The sequence below is a fragment of the Streptomyces sp. TRM68367 genome, from assembly GCF_014495685.1.
Lineage (GTDB): Bacteria > Actinomycetota > Actinomycetes > Streptomycetales > Streptomycetaceae > Streptomyces.
On record NZ_JACTVI010000005.1, the window covers coordinates 147,677 to 166,272 of the forward strand.

Annotated in this window: 10 protein-coding genes; 5 read left to right on the plus strand and 5 right to left on the minus strand. The window is 69.4% G+C overall.

Going from position 1 to position 18,596, the window contains the following annotated elements:
• The first annotated feature begins 68 nt into the window (after nucleotides 1-68).
• From H8R17_RS05860 to H8R17_RS05875, 4 genes are all read left to right on the plus strand, one after another.
• Nucleotides 69-2,201: a GNAT family N-acetyltransferase gene (locus H8R17_RS05860; RefSeq protein WP_262505047.1), complete on the plus strand. Its 2,133-nt coding sequence runs from the start codon at nucleotides 69-71 to the stop codon at nucleotides 2,199-2,201.
• Nucleotides 2,198-2,677, plus strand: a complete 480-nt coding sequence (locus H8R17_RS05865; protein WP_316959322.1) for an ASCH domain-containing protein — start codon at nucleotides 2,198-2,200, stop codon at nucleotides 2,675-2,677. Before H8R17_RS05860 ends, H8R17_RS05865 begins: the two co-directional genes overlap by 4 nt.
• 306 nt (nucleotides 2,678-2,983) lie before the next feature.
• The gene (locus H8R17_RS05870; protein WP_187822049.1) at nucleotides 2,984-3,226 is read left to right on the plus strand and encodes a type II toxin-antitoxin system VapB family antitoxin; all 243 of its coding nucleotides are present in this window, start codon (nucleotides 2,984-2,986) and stop codon (nucleotides 3,224-3,226) included.
• Between the two features lie 11 nt (nucleotides 3,227-3,237).
• Nucleotides 3,238-3,624, plus strand: a complete 387-nt coding sequence (locus tag H8R17_RS05875) for a PIN domain nuclease (protein WP_223124686.1) — start codon at nucleotides 3,238-3,240, stop codon at nucleotides 3,622-3,624.
• 195 nt (nucleotides 3,625-3,819) lie between these two features.
• Here H8R17_RS05875 and H8R17_RS05880 read toward each other — a convergent pair whose 3' ends face one another.
• The gene (locus tag H8R17_RS05880) at nucleotides 3,820-4,026 is read right to left on the minus strand and encodes a DUF397 domain-containing protein (RefSeq protein WP_187822051.1); all 207 of its coding nucleotides are present in this window, start codon (nucleotides 4,024-4,026) and stop codon (nucleotides 3,820-3,822) included.
• Nucleotides 4,023-4,901: a Scr1 family TA system antitoxin-like transcriptional regulator gene (locus tag H8R17_RS05885; RefSeq protein WP_187822052.1), complete on the minus strand. Its 879-nt coding sequence runs from the start codon at nucleotides 4,899-4,901 to the stop codon at nucleotides 4,023-4,025. Before H8R17_RS05885 ends, H8R17_RS05880 begins: the two co-directional genes overlap by 4 nt.
• A gap of 403 nt (nucleotides 4,902-5,304) precedes the next feature.
• Between H8R17_RS05885 and H8R17_RS48565 the strand changes: the two genes are divergently transcribed.
• Nucleotides 5,305-5,916 carry a DUF397 domain-containing protein gene (locus H8R17_RS48565; protein WP_316959323.1) on the plus strand — a complete coding sequence of 204 codons (612 nt, stop codon included), beginning with the start codon at nucleotides 5,305-5,307 and terminating at the stop codon, nucleotides 5,914-5,916.
• A gap of 23 nt (nucleotides 5,917-5,939) precedes the next feature.
• Here the strand turns inward: H8R17_RS48565 and H8R17_RS05895 are convergent, their stop codons facing one another.
• The 3 genes from H8R17_RS05895 to H8R17_RS05905 form a co-directional block, all read right to left on the minus strand.
• Entirely contained in the window at nucleotides 5,940-10,100 is a 4,161-nt protein-coding gene (locus H8R17_RS05895; protein WP_187822053.1) for an Eco57I restriction-modification methylase domain-containing protein, read from the minus strand.
• Nucleotides 10,097-13,075, minus strand: coding sequence for a helicase-related protein (locus H8R17_RS05900; protein ID WP_187822054.1), 2,979 nt, complete (start codon nucleotides 13,073-13,075; stop codon nucleotides 10,097-10,099). Before H8R17_RS05900 ends, H8R17_RS05895 begins: the two co-directional genes overlap by 4 nt.
• 119 nt (nucleotides 13,076-13,194) lie before the next feature.
• Nucleotides 13,195-18,468, minus strand: a complete 5,274-nt coding sequence (locus tag H8R17_RS05905) for a DEAD/DEAH box helicase (RefSeq protein WP_187822055.1) — start codon at nucleotides 18,466-18,468, stop codon at nucleotides 13,195-13,197.
• Nucleotides 18,469-18,596 lie beyond the last annotated feature (128 nt).

The window sequence follows — 18,596 nt, forward strand, 5'->3', positions numbered from 1 at the left end:
GCTACAACAGCAAGCATTGACTGAGTTTACAATTGACCGGGTTGGGTGCGGCCCCATCTGATCAATCCATGGTCCGTAGGCGGCTCCGCTTGGCAAGATTCACCTGGGACGTTGATCGGCCGGACAAGTGGCGGAGGGGGAACATGGCGATCAAGGTGCTGCCGGTGTCCGGGGAGGGGTCGGAGCTGATGGGCCCGGTCATCGCCCTGGGCGACCGGTACACGAAGTATCTGGGCCTGCTCACGCCGCCCGCCTACCACAAGCACGCCGAGGACGGCGGCCTGTTGGCGGCCGTGGAGGACGGGGAAGTCGTCGGCTACGCGCTCTTCGGGCTCCCGAAACGGAATCTCCATGTGCGCCTCGCCCACTTGTGCGTGGCCGAGGAGCACCGGAAGAAGGGAGTCGCACACCGACTGATCAAGACCATTCGGGAGCAGCACGCGCACCGGCTCGGAATCCGGGCCAAGTGCCGTCGCGACTACGGCCTCAGCGACATGTGGGCGGGCCTCGGCTTCGTCCCCAAGGGCGAGAGCGTGGGCAGGGGCAAGGACAGGGAGATCCTGGACACCTGGTGGCTCGACCTCGGCCATGAGGACCTGTTCACCGAGGCTCAGAGCGAGGCTCTGCTCGTGGTGACCGTCGACCACAGCGTCTTCGCAGGACTCCGCGGTGCGGGGTCGGAGCAAGCGGTGAAGGAGTCGCAGGCCCTCGAAGCGGGATGGCTCGCCGACCTGATCGAGCTCGCTCATACACCGCAGCTGCTGCACGCCGTACGCGACGTGGAGAAGGCGGAAGAACGGCGGCATCAGCGCGCTGGCTTGGCCGGGCTGCGGCCACTGTCCCCTGACACCGCAGCGGTTTCGGTCCGCTTGGCGGAGTTGGTCGCGGCAGTGCGGAAAGAGTCGCCCGGCGTACCCCTCGCCGCCGAGCAGCGCGCCCACCTGCGGTACGTGGCCGAGACGTCCTGCGCCGGCCTTCAGGTACTGGTGACACGCGATCCCGGACTTGCCGCCCTGGCCGATATCGCCTGGGGCGTAGCACGCGTCAAGGTCGTCTCCCCCGCGGTGGTCACCCTGCATGTGGATGAACTGCACCAGGCCCAGGTGTACCGGCCGGCCGATCTCATGGGCACCGCCTTTTCCGCCGAGACGGTCACACCCGGCAGCGAAGGTGAGCTGGTCGCCTTCTTCGACCAGGCCGACGGCGACAGGGGTTCCGCCTTCGCGGAGCGACTGAAACGCCTCGCCACAGACGGTATGCTGTGGCACAGGGAACTGCTCCGGGACGGAGCGGGACGCCCTGTGGCTCTGAACGACTGGGCCATGGACGGCCGCACACTCAATGTCGCCTTCCTGCGTACCGCTTCACACCCCCTGGAGGAGACACTCGCGAGGCAATTGCTCTTCATGCTGAAGAAGCTCGCCCGAGAGAGAAGTGCGCAAGCGGTCCGCATCGCGGATCCGTACATGTCCGCGGCAGCCAAGGCGGCAGCCGGCAGCGACGGCTTCCTCGCCGATGAGACCGGCTTCACCGCTGTCCTCGTCGATGTGTGCGGCTCCGCCGACGCCGTGTCCGCGGTAGCCGCTGAGATCGGAAGCCGCCTGGGGCGCGTGATGCCGGCCTTGGATCCTCAGGTGCCGCCAGAGATCGCGAGCGTGGCCGAGCGGGTGTGGTGGCCGGTGAAGCTCATCGATTCGGCTCTGCCGTCCTTCATCGCACCCATCAAGCCCCGTTGGTCGACGGAACTGTTCGACGTTCCGGCCATGCTCGTCCCCCGGGCCGACGCGCTCGGCATCAGCCGTGAGCACGTCTACTACCGATCGTCAGGGCGCCGTGGGGAGTCGGTCCCCGCCCGAATCCTCTGGTACGTCAGCAAGGGCACCTCCGGGCAGCAGGGACAGATGGTGATCGGCTGCTCACGCCTGGACGAAGTGATCGTCGACGAACCTGACACTCTCTTCTCGAAATTCGAACACCTGGGCGTATATGGTCGTGCCGACGTGCGCGCGACAGCCGACAGCTCAGGGAAGGTCATGGCCTTGAGGTTCTCCGACACGGAGATCTTTCCTGTACAAGTGACGCATTCCCGGTTGACCGCGTTGGCCGGGAAGCTGCGGCTACCGTTGTCACTGATGTCGCTGTCGAAGATCAGCAACGCGCTGTTCCAGGCTGTTTATGAAGAGGGGCACCGAACGACGTGAACGATCCGGAGCGCGCGATGCTGCTGTCCGTCCACCCTCGGTTCGCCACGGCGATCCTGGCCGGGACGAAGACGGTGGAGGTCCGCCGCCAGCGCGTCGCCGCCCCGCCCGGGACTCCGGTCCTCCTCTACGCGACCGCCCCCACCATGGCCATCGTGGGCCTCGCGCGCATCACCTCGGTGCGGGTGGCCTCGCCCCGCGAGGTCTGGTCCGCCAGCCGGACGAAGGCCGGAATCAGCCGACGCGAGTACGACGAGTACATGAGCGGAGCACTCCAGGCGAGCGGGCTCTCGCTGGAAGCGCCCGTGGCCTTCGAATCGCCGGTGTCGCTGGCGGCCCTGCGGGCTTCCGGGTCGTTCCATCCACCACAGAGCTACCGGTATTTGACGGGAGAGGACCTGCGGAAGGTGGCGGTGGCCGCACCGGACGGTGGCGCGGCCCTGCGTGACACGCTGGGCGAACTCGTTCGGGTCTGAGTGGTCCAGGGGCGGCGGGACGCGGGCCACTGACTTACCGGCGGCACACGGCCCACACCGTTTTACCTCCGGGGCGGTGCGGGCGTACACCCAGTCGTCGGTCAGGGCCTCGACGAGCAGCAGGCCACGCCCCGACTCATCGCCGTCGTCGGGGTGTTGTGGTGTCGGCCACCGCTCGCCGCAGGCGTCGGTGACCTCGATCCGCAGTTCGCCCACGTCCAGGCGGACGTCGAGGCGGGCCAGACGTCCCGTGCATTGATATCCTTATTGCGAATCTAGATATCAGGCTCTTCGGAGGTGGTCCACATGGCCCGTACCGTGATCGACGTCGATGACGACGCACTTGCCGAAGCCGCCCGCTACCTGGGCACCACCACCAAGAAGGACACCGTCAACGCCGCCCTCCACGAGATCAACGACCGTCGGCGACGCGCAGCCGCCATCGAGCGCATGCGGCACATGGTCAGCGAGGGCAAGGTCGACCTCGACCTGATCGACGAGGACGGCGCCGACTCCGGCGACCACTCGGCGGGAGCCGACGCGGCGTGAGGGAAGGGTTCTTGGCAGACACCTCCGCTCTCATCCGCTTCTACCGGGGGCAGACCTCTCCCGGTTGGGACGACACCGTCACCGCCGGCCTGGTCGGCCTGTGCGAGCCGATCCGCCAGGAATTCCTGCGCGCGGTCGGCGGCCGCGCCGACTACTACGAAGCCGACGCCGTACTGCACGAAACCTTCCCCCACTACGAAGTACCTGAAGACGCCTGGCAGAAGACCGCTCAGCTACAACGGGACCTCGCCGACCGCAGCTGGCACCAGTCCGCCAGCCCCGTCGACCTGCTCGTCGCGATCACCGCCGCACACCACAAACTGACCGTCCTGCACGCGGACAAGGACTTCGACGCCATCGCCGGCATCACGGGCCAACGCGTCCGACGCGTCGACTGACGAGCCGGACCAGGGTCTGTCCGGTGGATCAGGTGATCGACGATGCGCTGTCCGTCGTCGACTTGGATGGTGCGCATGCGCGGATCGCGGGAACCGACCACGGATCCATCGGCCAGCCGGGCGGTTCTGCGCCGCCGCCATATGCCGAGCGCCCCCGCTTCGTTGATCGAAGCGGGGGCGCGTCGGATGCGTGGGTTATGGACGGAAGTCGTTGGCGTTGACGCCCCGGATGAACCCGGCCCATCTTTCCGGGCTGAACACGAGCACCGGGCCTGTGGGGTTCTTGCTGTCGCGGGCGGCGATGGCGGCGGGCAGGGGCGCGACCTCTACGCACTGGCCCTCGCCGCTGCTGTAGCTGCTCCTTATCCAGTGGGCGTGGGCGAGGCTGTCGGGGGTGTTCATGCTGTCTCCAATTCTCGGGTGCACTCGCGCCTCGTCTTGGCGATCAGAGCAACTGAATCGTCGGGGCTCAGGGCGCGCCGACGCAGGTCGTCGAAGATGCCGCCGTAGCGGTCGATGTCCGCCGGCGATTCCAGGAAGCTGTCGTTGGCCATCGAGTCGATGTAGACGATCTGGCCGTCGTCGGGGTCGGCGAAGGACAGCACGACGAACGAGCCGGGCATCCCCGGATGCGCCCCCACATCCCAGGGGATGACGTGCAGGCTGACGTGCGGCAAGTCGACCGTCGCTTCGAGTCGTTGCAATTGCTCGGCCATGACGTGCGGGCCCCCGACCTGCCGGTGCAGCGCGGCCTCGTCCATGATCACGGTGAGTTCGAGCGGGTCTTTCTTGGTCAGGACTTCTTGGCGGTCCATGCGCGCCTTGACGCGCTGTTCGAGGTCTTCGGGGGTGGCGTTGGGCAGGTGCCCCTTGATGACGGCGTGGGCGTATGGCTCGGTCTGGAGCAGGCCGGGGATATACAGGGCCTCCCAGTTACGGACGACCATTGCCTCCGCTTCGAACTGGATGTAGGCGTTGTACTCGTCGCGCAGCGCGTCGCGGTAGGGCCGCAGCCACCCCTGTGTATCGGCTCCCTCATGCAGTGCCATGACCCGCGAGCGCACGTCGGCGCCGACCCCGTAGAGGTCGAGCAGCGTGAGCAGGGTGCGCATCTGCGGCCGGCCTTCCGGCTTTTCGATGCGGTACAGCGTGGCCGGGCTGATCCGCGTCTGTGCGGTCACGTCGCCCTGACTCAGCCCGGCGGCTTTCCGCGCCCGTTTGAGTTCCGACGCGAGGCGGCGGAGGCGCACCGTTGGCGGCCTTGCGGTCACGCTCACATCCCTTCATCCCTGCATGAGCGGTCACGGCCGAGTGTCGCTCATCGGGGGCCTGATCACCAAGCCGATTCGCAAATGAAGGGACTTCATTTGAATAGCTTGCAGACGACAGTCCATCAGAGCCATGCTGGGGAACAGCGCAAGCCCAGCGTGACGGGGCCGACGCAGTGAGTTGAGCCTGCCCTGTAGAGGCTGGCGAGGCTTGCCGGGCGGCACCGTGGGGTTCTGCACTTCCGCCGTGGGCTTGTCGCAGCAGGAGGACCGCGCACCTTTGGGGCGTGGCCCTGATCGACTGGGAGGACCGACCCTTGACCCTCGTGACGTATGTCCTTGATCGTCTGCTGCCTGGCACCGGTCGCCGCAGACTCCCCGCCTGTTCGCGCTGCCGGGAGGTGATCGCGCCGTGGATGTGACGACGTACTGGTTCAGGCACTCGGCGGAGCCCTTGGCGGCGACGCGGGGGCGGCAGTTCGTGTCTCGCTGCCTCGACGACTTCGGCCTTGGCCACTTGCGCGCGGACGCCGAGGTGATCGCCTCGGAGCTGCTGACCAACTCCGTGAAGGCGACGGGCACCGAGGACCCCAAGCCCTCGGCATTGATGCGGGAAACACTGCCGCTCGTCGCGGTGCGGGTGCGTGTAGCGGGGCCGGTGGCGCTCGTTGAGGTCTGGGACACCAGCACGGACCTGCCCAAGCCAGGGATGCCGGAGGACGACGCCCAGACCGGTCGTGGGCTACCGCTGGTGGTCGCAGCACTGAGTCAGCGCTGGGATGCCTACCTTCACCCGTCGGGCGGCAAGATCGTCTCCGCGCAACTCGCCATCGTCACGCCGCCGGTCACGCGGTCAGCTCAGGAACCAAGTTCCGGGTCACACTCGATGGCGGCAGAGCTAGCCACCCCCCACACCGCCATCTACGTACGGGACTCCAGGGAGCGCAGCGGCCCGCATCTCGCGTTCACGCGTGGAACGTGGGCCGGGTTCGTCGCCGTGGCCGGGCGGAGCCGGTACAACTGACCGTCCGCCCGCGACTTCCCAGTTCAGCCCTCGTGACGGGGGCCCTTGCCCGGCGGCGGGTCCAGCACGGTCTGGTACACGCGGCCGGTCTCGCGGGCCTCCGCCATGCGGTCGTAGATGTCGAGGATGAGGTCCTTGGTGCGGTAGGTGCCGCACAGGGTCTCCTCCCTCTTCTTGACTGTGGGGAACGTCTCCATCACGTAGTCCGCGTCATCACGGCTGAGCCCGTACGCATGGAACAGCGCGGCGTCCAACTCCGCGCGCAGCAGCTCACGGCGTTCCGCGTTCCAGCGGAACGGGGCTCCTTCGTCCCCATGGCTCCTGGCGAAGGACGCCATGTCCCTTGACGTGTAGGACAGTTCCAACACTCGGAGTGTGATCCACTCCGCCAGGTTCCTCCCATCCGCAGTGGTGAACGGCAGGTCGGCATTCGGCGCCGGAACAGGAAACTGCATCACGTAGCCGTAGGTCATGGACGTTCCGGCGACCTTCTGGCGTGCCACGTAATCGAAGACGTACGACGCCAGAATCCCGCTCAACGCCGCAGCTCCGGCTTGGACGAACATCAGCGGGAACTTGTGGCCGACGCCGTACGCGGGAAGAGGCGTGCTGATCACAGTCCGCGTATCCGTAGACCGAGCGACGTCCCGCCACCCCATCAACCACCCGTTCCACCACTCCCGCTCAGCAAGCCGCGAAGCCACCCCCGGCCACATGATCGGGTTCAGCTTCTTGTCCCGCTTCCCGGAATCCACATCGAATTCCGGCACCCAGTACCGCGGCATCGGCGCAAACTCCGGATCATCATGCTGTTCCGGCGTAACCCGTGGCAGCGTCCCCACATTCGCCTGCGCCTGCGTCTGCCCCTCATACGTCCCCAGCCGGTGGTCGAAGTGGTGCAGCATCTTCGCCTCGTACAGCGGCAGATAGCGCCGCCCGTCGGACGGGTGCGTGAAGATGTTGCCCTTGAGCTTCCAGCCCTCGCCCTCCAGCTCCGCCTTGCCGCGGAACAGATGCGAGTCGTTGGACATGTCGAACATGCGCATGAAGGTCAGGCCCCACGGGTCCGTGCCGCCCCTCCCCTCCGCGTCCGGCTCCCGCCTGAGCACCGGGACTCGCCGGTAGATCCCCAGCGTGATCTCCGCGTCCCTGCGCGTACGGAACACCGGCAGCGTGCCCGTGTTGGGGTTGACCAGGAGGATCTCCTCGGGCGGCATCGCGAAGCGGCGCTCGTCGAGGTCCTCCATGTACCGGGTGCCGAACGCGAAGGACGCCGAACCCACCCGCTCGCCCCGGCCGGTGACGGTCAGCAGCGAGAACCGAACCCGGTGGTCCACGTCCCGGCTGAGGATGAACGCCTCGTTCTCGAAGTCCAGGAACGACACGAGCCGTGAGGTGCGCACCAGGTCGGAGAAGAACGGCGCGGTCGTCGCGTCGGTGGCGATGCCGGTCGGCAGGACAAGGCCGAAGCGCCCGGTGGGCGCGATGCCGAGCGAGGCGGCCTCGGCGAAGACCGTGTACGTGTTGACGTCGCCGCGCCCGGCGAGCGGGAAGCGGCCCGAGCCGCGCAGCAGGTGGCTGACGCCCTCGGAGAGGCGGCGCGCGGCGATGAACTCGGCGTGCAGGGCCCGGTCGGCCTCCTCCTCGCTGGTGGCCAGCGCGGCGATCCGGCGCTCGCGGGCCGCTTTGTTCGCGGCGTTCGCGACCGACGCGTCACGGGTGGCGAAGAACTCCTGCTCCTGGAGCTTGACCCGCTCCCACGGCGGATTCCCCAGCACACAGCTGAACCCGCCCCTCCACCCCGTCCGTTCATCCACTCCCGGCGCGCCCGGATCGGCCGGCACCCGGAACACCTCCGGGAACTCCAGGTGCCAGTGGAAGAAGCGGTACGCCTCGCGCAGCCGCGCCACCTTCTCCACCGTGCCCGCCGGCAGGCTCGCGCCCCCGTCGGCGGAGTGCAGCGCGAGCAGGGAGTCCGTGGTGAGCGCGGGCGGGAAGGTCTCGTCCGTCCGCCTGGTTCCGTCGGTCCGCTCGGTCTTCTCCCAGACGAACGCCGCACACCACGCGTCGGCGAGCTCCAGGGCCCGCAGGTAGTCCTTGGACGTGGTGAGCTCGTGGTACGCGCTGGCCTGGCCCTGGACGTCCTCCAGCTCTTCCGACGGTGCGGTCGTGATGTCCGAAGTCGCGCTGCTGATCGCCGCGTTGGAGATCTCCAGCGCGTGCTGCTCCGAGAACAGGGCGTCCTGGCTCGCGTGGTGTCGCAGCGCCGCCAGCCACCGCTCCCGCTCGCTCGCGTTGCGGGCCTTCAGATTTCTGACGGCCTTGGACTCGTCGCCCTCAAGGACCTTGAACGCCTCGTCGGGCAGACCGCCCGCGAGGAGCTTCGGTGTCGTGCCGAGCAGTCCGTTGCCGTGTTTGATGTGCGCGTCGAGGAACGTGAGCGGGCGGCCCGGCTTCATGGCCTCGATCCACAGGGAGACCTTGGCGAGTTCCACGGCCATCGGGTTGAGGTCGACGCCGTACACGCAGCGGGAGATGACCTCGCGCAGGGCGCTGCGTACGTCCTCGGCGCCCGGCTCCGGATCGTCGGTCTCGATCTCCGCGAGCCGGCGGGCGATACGGCGGGCCGCCGCGACCAGGAAGTGGCCGCTGCCGCAGGCCGGGTCACACACGGTCAGGGCGAGCAGCGCCGCCTTCCGTTCCCCCTTCGTCGTGCCCGAGCGGACGGCCCGCTCGATGACGGGGTCGAGGGCCGAGTCAAGGAGGCAGTCGATGAGCGGAGAGGGCGTGTAGTAGGAGCCGGAGGTCTTGCGGTCGTTGCCGTCCAGCTTCTTCAGGACGTAGGAGCCGTCGTCGTCCTGGCGGGGTTCGAGTTCGAGGAGCGACTCGTAGACCGAGCCGAGTTCGTCCGCGCCCAGGTGCCGGTAGTCGACCTTGCGGGGGCGGCCGAGCTTGGCGTCGAAGATGACGGCGAGGGCGCGCACCGCCTCGTACAGGGACTCGTTGGTGAGGGCGAGACCGTCCAGCCTCCCGTCCACAGGGGTGGGTTCGAAGAGGCCGCCGAGTGCGGGCAGGCCGAGTTCGGGACGCCCGCCGGGTTTGCCGAGGCCCTTGATGACGAGAGTGAGGGCCTCCCACTGGTCGCCGTGCGGGCTGCCGGAGCGGCGGGCGAGGCGGCGCAGGCGGTCCGTGGAGAAGTACTTCTCGTAACGGTCGCACGCGACGTCGTCGGCGTCCGGGTGGAGGAGCAGGCCGCGGTCCTCGGTGACGAAGAGGAAGAGCAGCCGGTAGACAAGCCGCAGCAGGGCGGGGTGGAGGTCGCGGACGGTGAGGGCGCGGGTGCGCAGGGCCTCGCGCAGCTCCGCGTTGTCGGGGTGGGCGATGAGCCCGCCGCCGATCACCGTGAGGGCCGTCTCGACGCCCTTGCGGAGCTCCTTGAGGGCGCGGGTGCCGGAGTCGATGGCCTCGGTGCGCCACTTCTCCAGCGGGCAGGACGCTGCGGGGTCGCCCTCGAAGCGGGTGCGGTGCAGCAGGCGCCACAGGAGGACGAAGTCGTCGGAGCGCTTGCCCTCGAAGATCGCCTGGAGGTCGAACTCGATGAACGCGGCGCCGGTCAGCGACGCGGACTCGCGCAGCAGCCGCAGCTGGCGGCCGTTGGACAGGACACCCCACAGGGCCTTGTCGCCGGAGCGGTTGAGGTACTCCTGGAGCATGGACTGCGGGGCCTGCGGCGCCACTTGAGGAGTGCGGGTGTCCAGCGGGACGTTCCAACCGGTGAGATGCACGGGCACATGCGCCCACGCGTGGCTGACCGGGAAGATCTTCGTCTCGTCGTGGGCGGGGAGGCCGGGCTCCGGCACTGCGGACAGCGCGCCGAATCCCAGCTGCTCGAACAGGGGCAGCAGCCAGCGTTCGGTGGTGAGCCCCACCGCGTGCACACCGGTGTCGTCGTCCGCTCCGTCGCGGGCGAGGGCGTCCTGGTAGGCGGCCCAGACGCCGCGCAGATAGCCCCAGGAGCGCTCGGCGGCGTCCCGTACGGACTCGCCCTTGGCGAACAGCCGGTAGTCGGCGGGTTTCGCGCCGGACTGCTCCTTGCCCTCCTTGATGCGCACGAGGAGGTCGTACGGCAGGAGTCCGCCGACGGTGGCGACGGTGTCGGTGACCAGGGTCCTCGCGGTGCTCATGCGTCGGCTCCCAGCGGGATCGTGGCGGCCGGGCGGTAGAGGAAGACGCCGAGGACGTCCGGGTCGCCCTGCGGGGCGGCCTTCAGACCGGCGAGGCGGGCCCTGGCGGCGGTGCGGACCCGGTGGTGCGAAGCCTCCAGCTCCTTCGCGGCGGCCTTGGAACGCAGTCGCAGTTCGTCCATCAGGCCGGTGTCCAGGGCGGCGAGGATCGACGCGATGTGGTCGGTGGCGAAGCCTGGATCGGAGTTGCCGGTGGCGCGGGCCTCCAGGAGGGCCAGGGCCTCCTCGTCGGGCAGCCACTGGGGCGCCTCGGGTCTGCCGTGGAAGGCCACCACTCGCGCGTCCTCGGCGAGTTGGGTGCGTACGCCGCCGTCGCGGGTGGGCAGGCTCAGCTGGAAGCGGTGCCGGACGAGGAGCATCGTGGTGGGCCGTCGTACGGCACTCGTACGGATCACGCCGCAGCGGCGGGCCGGGCGCTGCCAGGCGGGGAACTTCTCGTCCAGGGCGGTGTCCAGGACGAAGCGGGCGGTCGCGGCCACCACCGGGTCGGTGCGGGTGAGCGCCACCTCGCCGCGCGGGGCGCTCGGCGCGTCGTGGAAGACGACCGGGCGCGGATGGCGGGGGCCGAGCGCTGCAGTCACGGCGTCGCGCAGGCCCTGCGGAAGGGCGTCGGTGTGTGCGGTGAACCCGCCCTGCTTGCGGTCGGCGGGGACCCCGCGCAGCGCGCCGAGCGCGCGGCGGGTGAACTCCCTGACCTCCTCGACGGTGCCGAGCGCGGCACGGATCTCGGCGACCTCGGCGGCCACGTCCTCCTTCTTGATCCGGTTCTGGGCGTAGAGGGACCGGGACGCCTTCTCACGCTCGGCGGAGGATTCCCAGGCGAGCTCCAACTGCTCGGCGGCGGGCAGCTGTTCGCGCTCGAACAGCCCCTCCTGCTCGAAGGAAGGGGTCTCACCGCGCAGGATCAGCTGTTCGAAGACTGCCTGCATGGCGCTCTCCGCCTGCTGCGGCACGGGGACGGAGATGCCGGTGGCGCGGCGGATGCGCTCGTGCTTGCGCAGCAGCACCTTCAGGACGATGTCGTCGACCGGGTTGTCCGCCCCGTACAGGGTGAGGGCCTTCACGGTGTCGGTGCGCTGCCCGAAACGGTCGACCCGGCCTTCGCGCTGCTCGTGGCGGGTCGGATTCCAGGCCAGGTCGTAGTGGATGACGGCGTCGAAGGACTCCTGGAGGTTGACACCCTCGGACAGGCAGTCGGTGGCCACCAGGACGCGCCGTTCGGGGGCCGGCTCGCCGTTCTCGTCCGTACCGCTGAGTTCGGCGATCCGGTTCAGGCGCATGTCGGGCGAGAGCTCGCCGGTGACGGAGGCGACCGCCACCGGGTGCTCGGTGCCCCTCTTGTTGAGCGCCTTCTTCAGATGGTCGGCGACGTAGTCGGACGTGGCGATGTAGCGACAGAACACGATCGGCCGGTAGCCGGAGTCGAGGAGGTCGGTGACCGTCGCCACCAGCTTCTTCAGCTTGGTGTCGCGGGTGGGTCCGGCGAGCTTGCTCGCGGCCTCGGCCATGGCGACGAGGCGGGCCTTCTCGTCGTCGTCGATCGCGTCGCCGGCGTCCGTGGTGTCCGCTTCGGCGGCCGCGGACGTGGCGGTGGACGGCAGCAGGCTGCCCGGGACCTCGTCGGCGGAGTGCGCGCTGTCACTGTCGGCCGGGTCCGAGACGGTCGACTGCCCGGTGCGGTCCGCCTCGTCGGGGGTGTCCGCCTCCTGGACACCGGCCCTGGTGTTCAACGACCGTACGGCGGCGGCGGGCGAGGACGACAGAGTGCGCAGCAGCGCCAGCGTCGACCACCAGCGCTGCCTCTGCTGCAGTGCTCCGTCGGCGGAGCGCACCGTCTCACGGGCGTACGCGAGAACCTCGGCGAGCAGGGCGCGGTAGTCGCGGTGCAGGGTGTAGGAGACCTCGGCGCTGTCCCGGCTGGAGGGGAAGTGCGCGCCGTCCTGGAAGTCCTCACGGATGTCGGCGCGGCGGCGCTGCACGAAGAACTGGGCGAGCAGCTCACGGCCCGCGCGGGACTCGAAGCTCACGGTGGCGAGGCGGGCGTCAAGGAGCCCGAGCAACCTTCGGAAGGGCTCCTCCTTGCCACTGTGCGGGGTCGCGGTGACCAGGAGGAGGTGCCGGTCGGGGGCGTCGGCGAGCGCGCGCAGCAGTCCGTACCGCTGCTGCGAGGTGCGCGCCGAGATCTGCGCCGAGGTGTCCGCGACACAGGTGTGCGCCTCGTCGACGATCACCAGGTCGGGGCAGTTGCGCAGGAAGTCCTCACGGTGGCGGGGCGACTTGATGAAGTCCGTCGACACGACGTAGACGCCGTCCGGGCGGAACACCGACTGCCCGTACGGCGTCTCGCGCTCGAGCCGGCCGATCGTGGCGGGCAGCACCAGACGCGCGTCAATACCGAACTTGCCCCGCAGCTCGGCCCGCCACTGTTCGGCGAGCGCCGGGGAGCACAGCACGACCAGGCCGCGGGCGTCGCCCTGGGCGAGCAGTTCGGCCGCGATGAGACCGGCCTCGACGGTCTTGCCGATGCCCACGTCGTCGGCGATCAGCAGCCTTACCGTGTCCTGGCGCAGCGCCATCATCAGCGGCACCAGCTGGTACGGGCGCGGGTCCACGGCGATCGAGGCGAGGGATCGGAAGGGACCCGCCCCGGCCCGGAACCCGATCCGCAGGGCGGTGCGCAGCAGACCGGCGGTGTGCTGGTCGCCGAGGTCACCGGGCGTGGGCGGGGCGAACGTGGCGGGCACCACGGTCTCCAGGCCGGGCAGCACCCCCGCGATGTCGACGTCGGCGCCGCCGAGCGGGCGCAGCACGAGGAGGTCCTCGGTGGAGTCCGGCAGCACCACCCATTCACGGCCCCGGGCGTGGACGAGGGAGCCGACGGCGTACTTCGGGGCCGGCGCGGCGGCGGTGGTCATACGGGCCTTCCGGGTGGGTGCGGGCGGGCGGAGCTGACATACGTACGGAGTATGGAGGGGCGGCCGACGGTCGCTGAACCCGGCGGCCGACGCTCCTTGGCAAGGTGTCCGACCGCAGGTCAGCGACGAGGTTCGCCGAACACCTGAGGGTACTCGGCGACCTTCTTGGACCAGTCGTCGTCGTAGCGGACACGGACCACTTCCCAGCCGAAGTCCTTCAGCCGTTCCTCCGCCTCCTCGTCGCGCAGCACGATGTCGTCGTGGTCGTGGTGCGGGCCGTCGACGAAGACCGCGATCGGGCCGAACCCGGTGTCGTACACGAAGTCCGGCTTGGACAGGGCTTCACGAACCGTGATCTGCTGGTGGTCCGGGAGTCGGTGCCGGTGCGACCGCAGGTACTCGACGAAGCGCTCCTCCAGGGTGGAGTCGGCGCCCTGCCGCAGCACGTCGGCGTGCTCGTCTCGCGAGCGGCCCGGGGTGGACTCGCCGACGCTGCCGTCTGCGAACGCCTGGAGCAGGTCGCGCACCAACTGCCGGTCGATGACGCGGTGGTGGCGCTGGTTGCCGAAGGAGAGCAGACAGTCGTAGCAGCCCTTCTCGCACGGGTCGCCGTTGGTCTTCTCGTCGCCGCGGTCACGCCCCAGCTGGTCGAAGTGGGCGATCTCCAGAGCCTTGCGCGCTGCGCTGGCCAGCGCGCCGGGTTCGGCCTGCAGACGCCGGAGCACCCCCGCGCCGCCCTCCGCGCTCTCGATGAACAGCAGCCGCTCACGCGGCCCGTCGTACGGCGGCAGTTCCTCGGTGTCGAGTTCGGCGTCCTCCAGCTGGAACTCGGCCTCGATACCCCGCTCCAGGGCGTACTGGAGGGTGACGGCGGTGTCCCGGTCGACCGGCTCGGCCAGCTGGAGAACGAGGATGTTCCGGGTGTCCTGCACATACGGGATCACCGGCATCTTTCGGCCCGCCTTCTCGGCGTCCGCGAGCCCTTCCTGCTCCTGGGGGGTCTCCCGGCCGCCCTTCTTGGCCGCCCCGCCCGCGAGCCACTCGCCCGTCACCGGGTCCATCCAGAAGCCGATCTCGCCCTTGGCGACGGAGCGGCGGTAACCGAGGTTGGTGAGCCGGACGGTGGCGCTGTCGCCGTACGCCAGCTCGGCAAGGGCGCGGCCGGACGCGGTCTGCACCATGGCCCGCAGTGATCCGTCGCGGCCGTCCTCGTGCTTCTTGAAACGGTAGGAGATCTCCACCTTGTAGCCGGTGCGCTGGCGCTCCTCCTCGTCGGAGGAGATCCGGTCGCGTCGATGGGTGAAGACGGTGTGGAGGTGCAGAAGACCGGTTCGCGCGTCACCGAGGCCGCTGCCGCAGCCCCCGCAGACGTCCTCGCGCTGCTCCTCCGGGGACAGATACCCGCACCGCCCGCAGACCTTCGCGCTCTCGGTGGTCAGCTCACCCGCGGTGTCCGGCGGCAGCTGCACCCGGTCCACCTTGTAGCGGCTTCCCTCGTGGTAGATCAGCGCACCGGGCCCGAACTCCCGGATCGCGATGAACCTGGAACGCTGCAGGTAGTCGCCGTCGTAGCCGCCGCGGCTGGTGCGGCCGGTGCCCGGGATGTAGGCGGCGAGCGGCAGCCGGGGGAAGGAGTAGCCCGGCAGGAAGCCCTCGGAGGCGAAGTAGCGGTACGGGAAGAAGTCCGACATCACGGTCCGCTCGCCACCCTGCTCGTTGCGCAGCAGCGCGAGCTGGCTCTCGGCCTGGGCGCGGCGGCGTTTGGCCTGGTCCTTGGAGCGGCCCGTGGCGGTGCGGTTGAGGATGTTGCGGTGCTGGATCTCGCGCTCTTCGAGGGCGCGCCTGAAGAGATTCCGCCAGCGCTCGCAGGCCCGGCGGAAGCTGCCCGGCGCGGCCTCGACGGTCTGCTCCAGCCACTGCTCGTGCCACCAGGACGTGGCGCGCAGCAGGTCGCCACAGCCGTCGAGGACGGTACGGGCCCGCGCCAGAGCACGGCGCCGGGCGGCCGGCTCGTCGATGGCCCCGGCCACCGACGACGCCAGTTCCAGCGAGGGGTTGTCGCCGTCGGACTCGATCAGCCTGGCCATGCTGGTGCCGAGATCGAGCCGGGTCTCGGCGAGCCAGATCGCGTGCACATGAGAGGCGAGCAGATCCTCGTTGGCCAGGTCGAGCCGGGGTGGGGCGACGGCACCGGACACCATCTGCCTGCGCCGGGTGAAATAGTACTGGTCGTGGCTGTTGCCGGTCGCGCAGTACGTGGTGACCAGCGCGGGCTGCCCGCTGCGGCCGGCGCGGCCCGAGCGCTGTGCGTAGTTGGCGGGGGTCGGCGGCACGTTGCGCAGGTTGACCGCGTTGAGGCTCTTGATGTCGACGCCGAGTTCCATCGTCGGCGAGCAGTACAGGAGGGGAAGCCGGGTGCCCTCGCCGAACAGGTCCTCGCGCTCTTGGCGGACGTCGGGGTGGACCTGGGCCGTGTGCTCGGCGGCGTGCAGACCGGCGAAGGTGGCGGCGATGTCCTGGTAGAGCCGCTTGAAGAAGGCGTTGACGCGGGGCCCGCGCTCGTCGCGGTAGGTGCGGCGCAGGCGGTCCACGGCGCCGTGGTCGTCGTCGCGGGCGTGCCAGCGGATGACTGTGTGGTTGATCCGGTAGCCGGGCTCCTCGCCCCTCCCCTGGGAGACCTCGGTCAGCACTCCGCCGTCCGCCAGGACCCGGAGCAGGTCGCGGATGATGTCCTGGGCCTCGTCCAGGGACAGTCCCTGCCCCCAGTCGGGGAAGGTGCCGCTCTTTCGGACATGGCGGCCGAAGGCGCCTCGGCCGGTGAGGTTCAGCTCGCTGCGAACGCGCCCGGTACGGCCCGGGCGTCCGACGCGGGCGACGGCGACACCGGCCGGAGGCGGCGCCGCCTCCGTGTCGGCGATCCCCCACGCGTCGTTGAGCCGGGCCGACTCCTTGCGTAGTTCGGCGAACTTGGCCTCGGTGAAGTAGGGCGTGTCCACGGCGCGCTGGCGGCGCAGTTCATCCATGAGGACCGTGGACAGCCGGTGGCGCACCTCGGGGGTGGCTGTACGCAGCGGGCCCGCGGTGTCCTGCCACCGGTCCTCCTCGCCGGCGATCGCCTCCAGACCCGCGTACTCGAGGCCGAGCAGTCCGGTCTGCTCCAGGTTGGGCATGGTGACGCGCCAGCCGCGTTCCAGGTCGAGGAAGAGGCGGTACTCGGCGACCGCGGCCAGTGCCTCGAGCGTGCTCTCGGCGAGCTCCTCGATCTCGGTGGGCTTGGCCGCGTACTCGTGCGGGGAGAGCGCCATCGCCGCCACCACTTCTTCGCCGAGCCGCTTCCAGCGCAGCCCCTTGTCGCCGGCCGCGACCATCGCCCGGTAGAGGGCGCCGCGCAGCTGCGTGACCATGACGAAGTCGTTGAAGTGCCCCGACTGGAGGCTCGCGTCCTGCCGGTTGTCGACGAAGGTGAGCAACTTCCTTGCGTCCTTCTTGAGTTCTCCCTCGGGAATGCTCTTGAGGTGACGCACGATCGAGGCACTGATGACCGACGTGGCGGTCGAGCGGCCCTCCTGGTCGAGAGTCATCAGCTTGGCGAAGTCGCGCTCCTTGACCTGCTCGTACCCGACACCGCACTCCAGGCAGAAGAGGAACGGAGCAGGCAGGTACGCCGCGTAGATGCCCCCGTTCGCCTTTCCCCCGCCGGTGCCGTCCGGGCGCACCCACACCGGCTGCGGCGCCCGCTTCCTGCGGCTGGCGGTGAGCACCGGAGTGCCCTTGCGCTCGTCGAAGGTGAGCCAGCTGTCGGGGAAGCGCCGCTGCTCGATGGCGTCGCCGACCTGTTCCGGCCACGGGTTTACGGCCGAGATGTACAGATATCCCTGCTCGTCGTCCTCGTCCTCGCGGGTACGGAAAGCGACGCTGCCGTCGCCGTCCTGGTCACGGGCCACCATGAGGTACTCCTGCCCGCATTCACGGCAGAAGGACAGCGGCAACAGCAGCTTCTCGGGGGCGTTGGGGACGCGCTGCTGGTAGGTGCGGGTGATATGGCGGTCGGCCTCTCCCTCCAGGGAAACGTAGACGGATCCGCCCTTGGACAGGAACTGGTGCAGCCTGAAGGCGAACAGCGGGCGGTCGCCCTCCTCCCTGCGGGCGGCCGCCCCCGACTGGAGGGTGGCCCGGATGGCCTCCGCGCACGCCTCGTACCAGCGTTCCTCGGGCTCGCTCTCCTCGATGCCGAACGCCTCGGAGCGCAGGCGCAGAGCGGCGGCCTCCACGGTGACGGGTTCGGCGCGGACCAGGAGCGTGCTGCCGTCCTCGTCCTCGGTCTCGACCAGGCCGAAGGTGGTCTCGATCCAGCGGGCCAGCGGATCGGCGGCCAGCCACCCGTACTCGGCCGGAGGGTTGTTCTCCCGTACCCGCTCGGCGAGTTCGGACGGCGTGGGCATGGCGTCCCCGGTCGCCCGCACCAGGGTCTCGCCGACCACCCGCTTCGGGTCGATCTCCGTGTCGAAGAGGGTGGAGGCGACCCGGGCGACCTCACGACGGCGAGCGGCGGGCGTGCCGCCGGTGGCCATCGTCGCGGACGTGCCCACGCACTGCAGATTGGGCGATTCGCAAGCCTCACGTACGCGCCGCACCAGCATGGCGACGTCGGCGCCCTGCCGCCCCCGGTAGGTGTGCAGTTCGTCGAGGACGAGGAAGCGCAACCCCTTGGCCGCCCCGATGAGCTTCTCGCGCTCCTTGGGACGGGTGAGCATCAGCTCCAGCATCACGTAGTTGGTGAGCAGGATGTCGGGCTTGGATTCGCGGATGGCCTCCTTTTCGTCCTCCTTCTCCTGACCGGTGTAGCGGGCATAAGTGACCGGCTCGCTCCCCTCGCCGTATCCGGCGGTGAGGAACTTCGCCAACTCCCGCTCCTGGCTGTTGGCGAGGGCGTTCATGGGGTAGACGATGATCGCCTTGATGCCGGGCGCGCCCCCGGCCTCCTTCTCGCGCAGCACCCGGTCGACGATCGGCACGATGTAGCCGAGGCTCTTCCCGGAGCCGGTGCCGGTCGTCAGGACGTACGACTCCCTGGAGGCGGCCGCCTTGATCGCCTCCAGCTGGTGCTGGTGGAAATGGATCGGGCGGACGATGGCGCCCCGCTCGTCCTTGCCCGTACGGAAGATGTCCGCGCACGCCGGGTGAAGCAGTCCTCCCGGCCGCGCGAGATCCTCGACCGAACCGCCGGGCGCGAAGCTCGGGTTGAGGGAGAGGTAGGGGTCGGGCCACTGGTCTCCGTCGGCGAGCGACTTCGAGACCTTGGCGTCGATGCGCCGGTCGTCGATCACCACCGACCCGGACGTGTACTCCTTGTAGTCCCGGATGAGCCGCTGGTGCACCTTGAAGACGTCCACGTGTTCCCCACTTGTTCCCGAGGCGGTCCGGAGCAACGGTAGCCACCCGCCGACCGCGGTGCGCCACACTCCCCCTTGATCGTACGTCGCACATCACAGCATGCGATTGTGAACTCAGTCAATAGATG